This window comes from Caproiciproducens sp. LBM24188 (genome assembly GCF_054130445.1).
In genome coordinates this window covers 2387367-2400499 of record NZ_CP196862.1, presented here as the reverse complement: position 1 = coordinate 2400499, position 13133 = coordinate 2387367, and the positions used below count along the sequence as shown (strand labels likewise).

Below are 13133 nucleotides of genomic sequence, written 5' to 3'. Positions count from 1 at the left end.
AAATGAAGAAACTTCATTTTGCAGCACTCCCTTTTGTCTTTTAGGTGCACAGAATTAAACTTCGTAATCGACGCATTCTCTTCCGCAAACAACGTTGTGAATATCGTTTTTAATGGCGACGTGTGCCGGGTGATTCTGGTAGCTGTCCTGTGCTTCCTTGGTGTTGAATTCGCAGGAAAGGACCAGGTCGAATTTCCCGCCGTTGTAGTTTTTCCCGACCTCAATGGCAGTCAGACCGTCCACCACGCCCAAAAGGGCTTTAAAGCGCTTTTGCAGGTCAGCCAGTATTGCGTCTCCGTTTTTCTTTTCTTCTGGTTTTAAGGTCCATAATACGATGTGTTTTACCATGAATTAGAACTCCTTTCGATTTTTAATTTTTTAAATATCAAATAGATTTAATCCGGTTATCGGGTCATGCATACGGCCGACGGTCCCGTTTATAATCTGTATAAAAAGCTCGCAGGTGCCGCTGATGACCGCTTCGTTTAGATGCCCGCCGAAAACTTTACCGGTTTCATCCGCAAAGTTCGCGTGCAGATGCAGGTAAACCTCTCCGTCTTTGGTAGTGACATTGCCGTTGAGTGAGGTCATTTCCATTTCACGGTCGAATGTATTGGGCAAATACTTTTGCTTTTCCACTTGGTAAAGCCCTACCACGGCGTGCCCGACGGCCCCGATGGCCGAAAGATTGGCCAGTGTTACCGATTCCCGCCGGCAAATTTCCCGGATGGAAGTGAGAATTTCCTCCCCACGGTCAATACGGGCGACAATCGTGTTTTCAAACCGTTTGTATTTCATTGTGATACTCATTCCTTTCCGGATAAAATTTTCTGCTTTTTACAAAGGGAAATCTTCTTCGGAGATATTTTCCATTTCATGCTTCGGTTCAGAAATTCCCAGATTATTGTGCAGAATTCCGCCGAAGGCTACGGAGGTCTTGCCATATTTTGAACGGATAAAATCCAGCGCGCTTTCCAAGTGCTCCTGCTTTTCCATTCCATGTTCCTGCGGCTTTTTAAACAAACTGAGCTGTTCCCCGGTGGCGTCTTCCGGCACCAGACCGGAAGCGGTAACGGTCAGCATTCGAATAGGCGCGTTCAGGTTCCAGGAGGAGCAGATTAGGTCCAGCGATTCCCGTGCCAGCTCTTTCGCCAGGTGGGTAGGCGCCCGCAGCGTTTTTTGCCGCGTAATAGTTTTAAAGCTCGGGTTGCGGATGGTTACCTGAACCGTCCAGCATTTTACACCCTGGCGGCGCATTCGCGCGGCTACGCTGTCGGCCAGAGTCAAAACCCCAAGCCGAATGTCCTCCATTCCTACCAGATCGCGCTTAAACGTCATGCCGTTGCCGACGGATTTCACCGCCCTGCGGTCGTCCACACTGCGCACGGGGCTGTCATCCAATCCGTTCGCGTAATCGTACAGTTCGCCGCCCGGCTTGCCCAAACGGGAAACAATCAAATCGCGGTTGCTCTGCGCTAAGTCACCGATGGTGTGGATGCCCAGCTCCGCAAGCGCTTTTGCCGCACTTGCTCCCACAAAAAGCATTGCACTGGCCGGTAGGGGGAACAGGATCTTTTTCCAGTTGGCACGGTCAATCACCGTGGTGGCGTCCGGCTTTTTGTAATCGCTGCCCAACTTAGCGAATATCTTGTTGAAGGACACGCCGACCGAAATGGTCAGCCCGATTTCCCTTTTTACCGTTTCGCGAATTTCATCGGCAATGTCCTTTCCATCGCCGAAAAGCAGCTGGCTTCCGGTAACGTCGAGCCAACTTTCGTCAATGCCGAATGGTTCCACCAGATCGGTGTAGCGCTGATAAATCGCGTTGATTTTTCGGGAATACTTTTGGTATTCTTCGTGGTGGGGTTCTGCCAGCACAAGTTCAGGACACTTCCGCTTGGCCTGCCAAATGGTTTCGGCTGTTTGGATTCCATACTTTTTGGCCAGCTCGTTTTTTGCCAGTATAATACCGTGACGGTTTTCCGGATTTCCGCATACGGCCATGGGTACCTTTTTATATTCCGGATGCAGAATGCATTCTACGGAAGCGAAAAAACCGTTGCAGTCACAGTGCAGGATGGTTCTGTCCACGGGTAAACCCTTCCTTTCGCTGCAGCCGTTTGAAGATTGTTCCGTCTTTCCTGCGGTCCATTGCGGTAAACCATCGTTTTATTTCCATCCGTTCGTTTTTCCGTATTCCTGCTTTCATTTCAAAGCCAACGGCTGCCAAAGAAATGGCGGCCGCCGTAAGGCGAGAAGGTGCTGCGCGCCGCCCAGCAATTTCCGAAAGTCAACAGTCGTAAAGGAAATTGCGCCGCCGTAAGGGGGGAAGGCGCTGCGCGCCGCCCAGCAATTTCCGAAAGTCAACAGTCGTAAAGGAAATTGCGCCGCCGTAAGGGGGGAAGGCGCTGCGCGCCGCCCAGCAATTTCCGAAAGTCAAATCAGCGTAGCTGATTTGACTATTATACCACACCCCCGGAAAAAACGAACAATATAAGGCCGCCAATATGGTTTACCGGGATAAAAGCCATTCAGGTCTTACTTCGTCCATCCCACAGCAGGCGGAGTACTCCTGCCTCTGAAAAAACTCTTCTTCCGGGTATACCGTTTTATGGGAAGGACACCTTTCTAGAATGGCCTTCGACGGATAATCGAACATATTTTCTAATATTATAGCATACCATTCTGCAAAATACCAGTCCTTTTCGCGAAAGAAATCAGCCAGAATATCTGATTCCGGAATTTTGTAGCGCTGAGCGGCTATTCGGGGGTTAAGGAGCGAATCATTCTTTTTAAAAATTCTCCTGAGTGTATTATTTTTTGCCAGTGTCCGAATTGTATAATTTTAGAAAGATTTACAAATTTTATGAAACTGATATAATGATATTAGTTTAAAAATCTGAAACCGTGCATTTTTCCATTCGAAACATGATTCGTTTGAAAGAGGCGGAACCATGCGAAATTTAGCCGCGCATTTCAGGACCCGAATGAAGCGGATGAAAATACGCTCACAGCTGATTTTGGTTTTTTTAATTGCCGGTTTTGTCCCAATTTTTATTATCGGCAGTTACCTTGTGATTAATAACCGCAACATGGTGCAGAAGCAGCACGCCCAGCTTGTGGCCGCCTATAACGTGCGAACCAGAAGCATTATTCTGGATGCCACAACGTCGGTTTATAACATTGCTGCCAGCATTGTCACCGATGACCAGCTGCAAACCCTTTTGTCCACCCGGTATCAGTCGGACGAGCAGTTTCACGAAGTGTGCCGCAATTACAATAAACTGGATTCTTATTACAGCGGTTACGCCGAGGTGTCAAACATTACCCTTTACTGCAACAACCCCACTATGTCGGATTATGGGCGCATTAAAGTGGCCACGGAGCAGGACAAAAAAACAAAATGGTACCAGGAAGCCTCAAAAAGCCCGATTCCGCACTGGATGACATGGATTTACAACGATCAGCGGGGGAACCGGATTGTCCAACTGCGGGTGGTTTACCGCGTTTCGGTGGTGAGCACGGGCGGGTTTGCCATTCTGGCGGTGGATGTGAACAACAACCATTTGAATTCGGGAATCAGCGCCGACCCGATGGAAACGGTGATATCCGTGAACGACGACCCGGTGTTTTATTCCACCAACAGCAGCCTTACTGGAAAGAACATGCCCATGGCGATTGACCGCACACAGGATGTTTTCCGATGTGCAGGAATTTTCCCGTTTGACGGGAAAAATCAGCTGCTGCAGGTTTCCACGTTTGTCCCGGTTTATTCCAACGATAAGATTTACATAGCCACGGTGGACACCGATGCTCTTCCCAACATGAAAAGCATTCTTTTCAACTGCCTGCTGATTGTACTGTTCAGCCTGTTGGTTCCGTTTATTATGATGTTCTTCTTTTCCAAAACATTCAGCGACCGAATCACAACCCTGTGCCGGGAAATGCAGAAGGTGGGGCAGGGAAATTACGATATTATTCAGGATTACAATGGCAATGGAGAACTTATGGATTTGTTCACCAACCTGCAGACGATGATCGAAAGCATCAAAAGCCGGGACCAGGAAATTTATGAAACCAAAATGGTGAAGCAGCGCCTGATTAACCATCAGCAAAAAATGGAATTCAAAATGCTGTCCAGCCAGATTAATCCGCATTTCTTGTATAATACGTTGGAATCCATCCGCATGAAGGCCTATATGAATCAGGATATTGAGGTTGCGAACGCAGTGAAGCTCCTTGGAAAATCCCTGCGCTATGTGCTCGAGAAGAGCGATTCCATGGTTACCCTCCAGTCGGAACTAGAGTACATTACCATTTACCTTGAAATTCAGAAGGTACGGTTTAAAGACCGCATCAATTACGGCTTTTCGGTTTCGAACGGGGTGAACTGCGGCGAGTGCATGGTGCTTCCGCTTTTGCTGCAGCCGATTGTGGAAAACGCTGTGCTGCATGGGCTGGAAGAAACGGAGAGCGGCGGGTTTATTCAAATTTCCGTGGAAAAAAGGGACAGTGACCTTTCCATTTCCATTTCGGACAACGGTTGCGGGATAGCGCAGCAGGAATTGGCTCAGCTGATGGAAAAAATCAATTCTCTCAATGAAAACGCGGCGGAAGGAATGGGACTGCATAATGTACAGCGCAGGCTAAAGCTGTTTTATGGGGAAAAGTATGGCCTGACGATTGCCAGCAAACCGGGCTCAGGGACTAAGGTTACGGTTCTGCTGCCAATGCAGGGAAAAGGAGAGGCCTAAGAATGCTGTTTCCGGCGGAAGGGGTGATTCCATCCACCGCGCTGAGCTATAATTCTGTGAGCCGAGCCCATTGATATTTTCGGAGAAAGGATGGTTGCAATCATGGAAGTATTGGTCGCGGACGATGAACCGGACGTGAGAATGGGGCTGAAACAAATTATCGACTGGCATGCCCTAGGATTTGATATTTGCGGAGAGGCCTCGAATGGGGAGGAGTGCCTGACGAAAATGGTCCGCCTGAATCCGGAACTGGTTCTGCTGGACATCCGGATGCCGAAAATGCACGGCTTGGAATGCGCCAAAGCAGCAAGGGAACAGGGATGGAACGGCAAAATCATTATTCTGAGCGGTTATTCCGATTTTCAGTACGCGCAGGATGCGATTCGCTGCGGGGTGGAAACCTATCTGCTGAAACCGATTGACGAAACGGAACTGGAGGAGGCGGTCCGCAAAATCCATGAAAAGATTGAGAAGGAGCGCCGGCAGTTCCAGCGTATGAATTTTGCGATGGAAAAGGCGCGGAAAACGGTTCTAACGGACCTGCTTTCCGGGAAGGTGAATTCAGGCAGCGGCGAAAATGCGGAGATTCTGGGCTTCCATGAAGATGGCTATCAGGCAGTTATTCTGGAGCGGGAGGAAGACGGTCCGTCGCCGTACAGCGATTCTTTGCAGCTGGAGCGCCTGTTACAGGGGCCGATGGCGGAGCGGCTGAGACTTCCCGAGATGAACGTGTTTTTGCTGAGGGGCTCCGATACCATCCGGAAATTTGAGAGCATTACCCAAACCATATCCGGGAAAGGGCGGTTCCTTGCCGTGGGTAGAACGGTGCAAAATGCGGAGGAAATCTGCCTTTCTTATCAGGATGCATGCAGAATTTTTGCGCGCCGGTTTTTCTTCGACCGGAATCGGTTCGTGTTCCGTCCGAAAGATCTGCCAAAAGAATTAAAACCCTGTGAAATTGGGAATATGAATCTGAAAGAATGCGCAGAAAAACTGTTTGCCTTTTTACAGGCTGGGAATCTAGAGTCTGCCTGCGCGGAACTGGAACGGCTGCACCATCGGATTAAAGAAATGGATGTGAAGCAGGATGATGTGGTGAATTACCTAATCAACATTTACACGCGGGTCAAGCATGCTGTATGGGAAGAATACAAACTGAATGAGTCCGCCGAAAGAAGCGACGCGGAGATTATCGCGGAGATCAGCCGGAAAAAGCGTCTTTATGAAATTATTGACTATATGAAGGACGGCCTGCGCCGAATGGACGAGGGGCTCTCCGGTCTGCGGTGTAATAACATTGTAGAGCGTGTGAAACATTACATAGAAAAGAATTACGGTTCGAATTTAAAGTTGGAGCTGCTCGCACAGTCCTTCGGCTATAACAGCGCGTATCTTGGAAAGCTGTTTAAAAACACCACCGGGGAAAATTTCAATTCGTATCTGGACCGCATCCGAATTGAAAAGGCCAAGAAGCTTCTGGCACAAAAGGACTTAAGGGTTTATGAGATTTCAAGACGGGTTGGATATGACAACATTGACTATTTCTATATCAAGTTTCATAAGTACATGAACGAAAGTCCCACGGAGTACCGAAAGCATATTGAAGCCACTGAAACAATGGAAGAATAACAGCATTGATGTAAAAATCGTTTCGTTTCTACGGCGAGCGGAAAAGTGAGATAAAAAGAAGAAATTCCCCCTCGGAGGATCCAGGGGGAATTTCTGTCGTTTATTCCATTTTGATTGGACTTGCTATCCTGTGAAATTATTCGTTTGCGGCTTTTTCACGGGCTTCCTTGTATTTGTCGGAAATCTTTTGGTCAAACGCAAGAACCTTATCGTAGCCAAGGCCCTTGACCGTGGTCTGCATATGTTTCAGCAGGGAATTGAACTCGCTTTCATTTTTGGCAAATACCATCTTCCAGGAATCCTGAACGATAATCGCTTTGCACTGGTTGCGCATGGTATCGATTTCGGAACCGGCCGCTTCTGGAATGTAAGCGTTGCCGGGGGCCACGCAGAAGGCGTTGTGCTGCTGCAGATAGTCCAGAGTGGTTTTCGCTTTCATTGTGGTTTGCCAAGAGGTATCCAGCGGGGTCTTGTTGTCCGCCAAGTAGGATTCCCACATGGTATAGTTGTAAGGTGCGTTGATATTCGGGTCCGTATCGATGGAAAGTACGGCCTGATAGTTCATCTGAGAAATACCGTCTTTCCAGGTGCCCGTGCCATATTCAGCGGGAACATTAATGGTTTCGCCGGAGAAGGCTTTTTTGCCGAAATCCGTCAGAACCGGCTTGCCGTCCTTCATTTCCCAGGTTAAGCCCTTCGGGCCGCAGGAACCGGAGGTCTGCGAGCAGGAAAGTTCAACCCCTTCGGGGGAATACAGCCAGTCGATGAAGTCGAGCATACGCTCCGGGTCCTTTGCCTTGGAGCCGACGGCGATGCAGTATTTGTTGCCGTAAGGATTGCAGCCGTAAGAGAAAATCTTAAGATTTTTTACCGGAGCCAGCATAAAGCCTTTGCCTTCCGCCTTGTGAGCGGTGGTGTTGTACGCTGCCTGACCGAGCCACGGCCAGGGGGAATACAAAATCTGTCCATCCTGATATTTCGCATACATGGTGTCGTAGTTTTGGGTGGTGGATTCCGGATCAACCAGACCCATCTGATTGGCCTTGTAGAAGTATTTCAGCGCTTGAATATAATACGAATTGTCATCAATGATGCTTTGGGTGGTCTTGCCGTCCGCGGAAAGAAGCAGAAATCCGTTTTCGTCGTAACCGTAAATGCAGGCCAGAATATTCTTGCCCAGGCACATCATGTTGCCGTCCCAGTCCTTAAACAGCGAGAAGGCGTAGGTCTTTTTGCCGGAGTCGCTCTTCGGGAACTTTTGCTGCATGTCTTTTAAAACATTCAGCATATCGTCCATGTCGTTAATCTGGGGGCTGTCGAGCGCCGTGTAGTAATCCCAGCGGATGTACGGGCCGTATGTAAGGTCAAGCCCTTCGGAAGGATCCGTGGCCTTTTGGGAAGAAAGTTGGCTCAGCATGGCGTAAAGCTTATGGTCATCCACAAGGGATTTGGCGGTTTCAATGGCTTTGGTGTACTGGGCAAGGTTCTTTCTGGTTTTTACCATATCGGTAATGTCCAGCAGCAGCCCCGCTTTTGCCGTATCGTTCAGGCGGCCGTTTTCGGAACCGATGAGCACCAGGTCGCCAAGGTTCCCGGCTGCGGAACGTGTTTTGAACAGGGTGTCGCCGCCTCCCGCAACGTTCGGGGCAATCATATTTAGTTCCATGTTGAATTTGTCTTTTATAATTTTCCCGAACCATCCGGATTGAATCCCCTGATAGTTTGCCTGAGAGTTAAATACATCCACCGTAATAAAATCTTTGTACTTGGCGGCTCCCGTTGCTTCGCCGGAAGCGGTGGTTTGGCTGGAGCCCGCCTGATTGGCGGCAGCCGAGGAAGAACCGGTATTTGTGCCGCCGCTGCAGGCGGCAAGTGATTCGGCAAGCAGGACAGTGACCAATAGACCGGTCAACAGTTTTTTGCCTGTCTTTTTCATAATAGATATCCTCCCTTTACTGAATTTTGATCTATCTGTATGCCCCATTGGGCATGACAACCGGATTTACGTTATCCTTTTACGGAACCAATCATGATTCCCTTTACAAAATACCGCTGGAACCAGGGGTAAACCAGAAGAATGGGGATGATAACGATAATGGAAACGGTCATCCGCACGGAAGTTGGCGTTTGCTGGGTGGCCAGATTAGCAATGGCGGCTCCGCTCAGGTTTGGGTTGTTTTTAATCAATGTGGCAATGGAAGTGGAAGCATTTATGTAAGTATACAGAAGGTACTGCAGGGAATACAGGCGCGAATCGGTAATGTAAATCAGTGTATCCTGAAAGGAATTCCACTGGTTGACGGCGGAAAAAATCGCAATGGTGGCAAGAATGGGGCTGCAGACCGGAAGAATAATTTTTGTAAAGATACATACAATTCCAGCACCGTCTATTTCCGCCGCTTCCTGCAGGGAAGCCGGAATCGATTCCACGTACGTTTTAACCAAAATGATATTGAACGGCTGCACCACCATGGGGAGAATGTAAATCCAGAAATTATTGGTCAGGTGCAGATTGTAGGCAACCAGGAACAGGGGCACCAGACCGGCGTTGAAATACATGGTAATGACCACAAACCGGTACCAGAAGGTTCGTTTCCACATTTTTTTCTGCGTAAACATGAACCCGAGGAAAGCGGACGCCAGCACGTTCGTAACGGTTCCGATGACCGTACGAAGCACGGAAATCAGGAATGCCTGCGGCAGACCGCTGAGTTGGAACACATCGATATAGTTTTTCCAGTGAATCTGCTGCGGGTACCAGTTTATCTGTCCGTTGGCGCTCATCTGGTTGGAACTGATGGTATTGATAAACATATAGTAAAACGGATAAATACAGGACAAGGTGATTAAGGTAAAAACCGTATAATTAATAATGTTGAAAATAATATCACCGCTCGTATAGTGACGCTTTTTGCGAATCGTTTGTTCCATGCCGATAACCTCCTTTTCACGGCGATTTTTAGATGAGCGATTCCCCACGGGTTACTTTAGACAGGGTGTTTACCACAAACAGCAGGAACACGCTGATAATGGTTTTCATCATACTGAGCGCGATGGAAAGCGCGTAGCTCCCGTTGCCAAGGCCGAGCAGGAAAACGTACAAATCCAGCACCTGTATGTGCTCCATGTTAAAGGAGTTATGGAACACATAGTATTGGTCCAACCCATTTGTCAGGAAGTTGGCAATTTGCAGCATCAAAAGGACAAAGTAAGTCGGCAGCAGGCCCGGCAGGGTAACATGCCACATTAGGCTGAATCTTCCAGCGCCATCCACTTTGGCCGCCTCGTACAAGTCCTGGTCAATATTCGAAATGGAGGCCAAATACATAATCGCGCCCCAGCCAAGCCCTTTCCAGGTTCCCCACAGAAGCATCGCCAGCCAGGTGTGGTCGTCGCTGTCCAGAAAGTGAACCGGCTCCGAAAACCAGCCCAGAGCCTGACCTACGTTGTTGACCATTCCGGTGGTGGAAAAAAGTGCGAACGCCACGGAATAAATCATGACCCAGCTGATAAAGTTCGGCAGGGTGGCCAGGGTTTGCGCGGCCTTTTTAAAGGGTTTGCAGCGTATTTCATTTAGGAAGATGGCAAAAATCATGGACAGCGGGGACGTTAAAATTCCCAGGCTGCTCATGGCCAGAGTGTTGACAATGACTTTTCCCAGCTCCGAAATCTGCATTGGATTGGAAAACAGATAGGTGAACCACTGCCAGCCGACAAACTGGCACTGCGATAATTTTAAGGGCGGCTTATAATCGAAAAACGCGTAAACCCATCCGTAAAGCGGCAGATAGGAAAAGATAAAGAGCAGAGCCAAAAATGGGAGAATCAGCAAAAACAGTTTGTACGACTGAAGCCTGTTTCGCTTATGTAACGTGTTTTCTTTTACGGCGGATGTGGTTCCTGTGGTTTCTATGGTGTGCGGCATTGAAAAACCCCCTTCTTCTGCTTTGCTCCATGTTTTTGCATGAAACGAAGCAAGAAATTTTGATGTATTGCACAAAACATTCACTATTGTCAGAATATTATTGCCTGATATCACAAATACTTTACCATCTTGGGCAAATAATTCCTACCGGTAAAATTACATTTTTTACTTTGAAAATTAGACATTTTTACTTTTGGGTAATACCCTGTGGGAGAAATCCTTGCAAAAAACACGGATTCTATCGCCTAACTTCTCTAATTTTTAGAGTTTTTCTTTTGGAATAAAAGCGTAAAATAGGCTGCAGCAAGAACGATCTGTAAACGGGAGGAAGGTTATGAACGGTACAAGCGATTCAATTCGTCTGAAAGAAATTGATCAGGTGATTTCACAGGGACCCTTTCGCGCGGACTGGGATTCGCTGGCGCACCACCACATGCCGGAATGGTTTTCCAAAGCGCAGTTCGGAATCTTTATTCACTGGGGCCTGTACAGTGTGCCCGCGTACCGCAACGAGTGGTATTCCCGCAATATGTATCTTCAGGGCAGTCCGGAATTCCGGTACCATGTTGAAACCTATGGCCCGCAGAATCAATTCGGTTATAAGGATTTTATTCCCCTTTTCCGCGCGGAAAAGTTTAATGCCCAAGAGTGGGCCGCTCTGTTCCGAAAAGCGGGCGCGCGCTATATTTTCCCTGTGGCGGAGCACCATGACGGGTTTCAGATGTACCGTAGCGAACTTTCACATTTTAACGCCTATGAAATGGGGCCGAAGCGCGATATTTTGGGAGAATTGAAACAGGCTGCGGAGTCCGCGGGGCTGGTGTTCTGCACCTCGTCGCACCGGGCCGAACACTGGTTTTTCATGGGGCACGGAAAAGAGTTTCCCAGCGATATTCACGAGCCGCTGCACCGGGGCGATTTTTACTGGCCTGCCATGCCGGAGGGTGACCCGGAGAATTTACATAGCCGCCCGTACCCCAGCGAAGAATTTTTGACGGACTGGCTGCTGCGCACCTGTGAGCTGATTGACCGGTACCAACCCAGACTGCTGTATTTTGACTGGTGGATACAGCATGAGGCTTTTAAGCCATACCTAAAAAAGTTGGTTGCCTACTATTACAACCGCGGAACGCAATGGGGTGTTGATACCGCAATCTGCTATAAACACGACGCAATGATGTTCGGCACCGGAATTGTTGAAATGGAACGGGGCGGCTTTGCGCAGACCCAGCCGTTTGCTTGGCAGACGGACACCGCCATCGCGAAAAATTCGTGGTGCTATACGGATTCTTTGGACTACAAGGAGGTGCGAGACATTCTTTGCGGTCTGGTGGATACCGTCAGCAAAAACGGCAACCTTTTGCTGAATGTCGGGCCGAAAGCGGACGGTACGTTTGCAGAACGGGACCAGACCATTCTGCGTGAAATCGGCTCTTGGCTTGCGGTGAACGGGGAAGCCATATACGGCAGCAGACCGTGGAAGAGATCCTCCGAAGGGCCGACGAAAACGCAGGAGGGTCAGTTCACCGATAATCATCCCTTGGAGTATACTCCGGAGGATATCCGTTTCACCGTGCGGGGCGATTCCATTTACGCTATTATTTTGAGGTATCCGAAAGAGGGAGAGGTGCGGATCCGTTCCTTTGCCCCTTCCCACAATCAAAATCTACCGGAATTTCATGGAATCCTGGAATCCGTATCGGTTTTGGGCTGCGGGGAAAAAACGGAGTGGTCGGTTCAGGAAGACGGGCTTCATGTAAAAACCAACGGTTTTTACAGTGAAATGCCTGTGACCGTTAAAATAAAAATCCGCTGAAAAATAGAGCCGTCAAATGCATCTTCGTTCATTTGGCGGCTCTTGAGTAATAGTGAAATGCCCGTGTGTTCTGCCTATTTTCGTTTTATGCTGCGCGGCGGTAGAAAACAAAATTTGTTCAGTTCTTCGGTTTTTTTGTAAGTGTTTCTTCCAGCTAGAGAAAGGTATACCGCCTGGCAGGCGACCATCCCCACGTTTAGCCGAGAGTAACCGGTTTTTTCGATTTCTTCTTTCAGCTTTTTTCGTAAAATCGGATTGGAAATAAAGAAATTGAACACCTGAAGCCCAATGATGTTACGGGGAGTATATAAGAAAACAACCAAATGTGAAGTTAAACAGATATGATTAATCGGCTCTAATTTCGTAATTTTTAGGGAATCAGTTCGCGAAAGATGCATAGAATCGAAAGGGAAGTAAATAATATCATTGTTTCATCAAAAGCGGATGGCTTCCGTAAAGAATAGCAGTAGCCAGGATTGGTGGTTCGATCAATTACAATATTTCTAAAAAAAGTCTTGACATTCGTTGCCTTCAATGCTATTATAGTTAAGCGCTCTAAACAAGGCAAATAAATATCGCGGAGTGGAGCAGTCCGGTAGCTCGTCGGGCTCATAACCCGAAGGTCGTAGGTTCAAATCCTGCCTCCGCAACCAAACAAAACCCAGAAGATGTGTGGCTTCTGGGTTGTTTTTTGTCTGTTTCGAAACCAAATCTACGTGCGGATACTGATTGGATCTTTCGCTGGGCTTTCAATTACCGCCAATCACCAGAAGAAAGCCAATTTTTCTGATGTTTGCATACAAATTTCGAGTTAACCAAGGATTAAATTCCTTCTGGCTTACTAAAACTAAGTGGCCCCCAATACCGCAAGAAGCACCCGATCAGGGTGGTTTCTTTGTTTCATGAGGAATTTAGACATCCAAAAGCCAATTCAACCAACGCAGTACCATCACAGGCTGATATCAGCTAAAGAACTTACCAGAGGATTAGGAGAAAAATTTTCGGAATC

The 13133-nt window shown here is 48.1% G+C and carries 9 protein-coding genes and 1 tRNA gene; 4 read left to right on the top strand and 6 right to left on the bottom strand.

Annotation, left to right across the window (positions count from 1 at the left end; translation table 11 throughout):
• Positions 1 to 54: 54 nt before the first annotated feature.
• From ACSVDI_RS11275 to dinB, 3 genes are read right to left on the bottom strand one after another with little or no spacing between them, the layout of a single operon-like run.
• Positions 55 to 348: a Dabb family protein gene (locus ACSVDI_RS11275; protein WP_457943010.1), complete on the bottom strand. Its 294-nt coding sequence runs from the start codon at positions 346 to 348 to the stop codon at positions 55 to 57.
• A 30-nt stretch (positions 349 to 378) separates the two neighbouring features.
• Positions 379 to 798 (bottom strand): PPC domain-containing DNA-binding protein, encoded by a 420-nt coding sequence (locus ACSVDI_RS11270; RefSeq protein WP_457943008.1) that lies wholly within the window; start codon positions 796 to 798, stop codon positions 379 to 381.
• A gap of 39 nt (positions 799 to 837) precedes the next feature.
• Positions 838 to 2091, bottom strand: a complete 1254-nt coding sequence (dinB, locus tag ACSVDI_RS11265) for a DNA polymerase IV (protein WP_457943006.1) — start codon at positions 2089 to 2091, stop codon at positions 838 to 840.
• Between the two features lie 863 nt (positions 2092 to 2954).
• On the opposite strand from dinB, the gene ACSVDI_RS11260 reads away from it, so the two are divergent.
• A complete protein-coding gene (locus ACSVDI_RS11260) occupies positions 2955 to 4754 on the top strand; it encodes a histidine kinase (RefSeq protein ID WP_457943004.1) in 1800 nt (599 codons plus the stop codon).
• A 102-nt stretch (positions 4755 to 4856) separates the two neighbouring features.
• Positions 4857 to 6383, top strand: a complete 1527-nt coding sequence (locus tag ACSVDI_RS11255) for a response regulator (RefSeq protein WP_457943002.1) — start codon at positions 4857 to 4859, stop codon at positions 6381 to 6383.
• A gap of 136 nt (positions 6384 to 6519) precedes the next feature.
• Here the strand turns inward: ACSVDI_RS11255 and ACSVDI_RS11250 are convergent, their stop codons facing one another.
• The 3 genes from ACSVDI_RS11250 to ACSVDI_RS11240 all read right to left on the bottom strand — a co-directional run bounded on the left by ACSVDI_RS11250 (position 6520) and on the right by ACSVDI_RS11240 (position 10308).
• The gene (locus tag ACSVDI_RS11250) at positions 6520 to 8319 is read right to left on the bottom strand and encodes an extracellular solute-binding protein (protein ID WP_457943000.1); all 1800 of its coding nucleotides are present in this window, start codon (positions 8317 to 8319) and stop codon (positions 6520 to 6522) included.
• 71 nt (positions 8320 to 8390) lie between these two features.
• Complete coding sequence (locus tag ACSVDI_RS11245; protein ID WP_457942998.1) at positions 8391 to 9314, bottom strand: carbohydrate ABC transporter permease; 924 nt, start codon at positions 9312 to 9314, stop codon at positions 8391 to 8393.
• A gap of 28 nt (positions 9315 to 9342) precedes the next feature.
• On the bottom strand, positions 9343 to 10308 hold the full coding sequence (locus ACSVDI_RS11240; protein ID WP_457942996.1) for an ABC transporter permease subunit: 966 nt from the start codon (positions 10306 to 10308) through the stop codon (positions 9343 to 9345).
• 334 nt (positions 10309 to 10642) lie between these two features.
• Between ACSVDI_RS11240 and ACSVDI_RS11235 the strand changes: the two genes are divergently transcribed.
• Both ACSVDI_RS11235 and ACSVDI_RS11230 read left to right on the top strand, forming a co-directional pair.
• The gene (locus ACSVDI_RS11235; protein ID WP_457942995.1) at positions 10643 to 12124 is read left to right on the top strand and encodes an alpha-L-fucosidase; all 1482 of its coding nucleotides are present in this window, start codon (positions 10643 to 10645) and stop codon (positions 12122 to 12124) included.
• Between the two features lie 576 nt (positions 12125 to 12700).
• Positions 12701 to 12777, top strand: a tRNA-Met gene (locus ACSVDI_RS11230).
• The last annotated feature ends 356 nt before the right edge of the window (positions 12778 to 13133 follow it).

Coding starts and splice junctions, on each gene's coding strand:
- ACSVDI_RS11275 (WP_457943010.1), bottom strand. CDS start 348: ATGGTAAAACACATCGTATTATGGACCTTAAAACCAGAAGAAAAGAAA.
- ACSVDI_RS11270 (WP_457943008.1), bottom strand. CDS start 798: ATGAAATACAAACGGTTTGAAAACACGATTGTCGCCCGTATTGACCGT.
- ACSVDI_RS11260 (WP_457943004.1), top strand. CDS start 2,955: ATGCGAAATTTAGCCGCGCATTTCAGGACCCGAATGAAGCGGATGAAA.
- ACSVDI_RS11255 (WP_457943002.1), top strand. CDS start 4,857: ATGGAAGTATTGGTCGCGGACGATGAACCGGACGTGAGAATGGGGCTG.
- ACSVDI_RS11250 (WP_457943000.1), bottom strand. CDS start 8,319: ATGAAAAAGACAGGCAAAAAACTGTTGACCGGTCTATTGGTCACTGTC.
- ACSVDI_RS11245 (WP_457942998.1), bottom strand. CDS start 9,314: ATGGAACAAACGATTCGCAAAAAGCGTCACTATACGAGCGGTGATATT.
- ACSVDI_RS11240 (WP_457942996.1), bottom strand. CDS start 10,308: ATGCCGCACACCATAGAAACCACAGGAACCACATCCGCCGTAAAAGAA.
- ACSVDI_RS11235 (WP_457942995.1), top strand. CDS start 10,643: ATGAACGGTACAAGCGATTCAATTCGTCTGAAAGAAATTGATCAGGTG.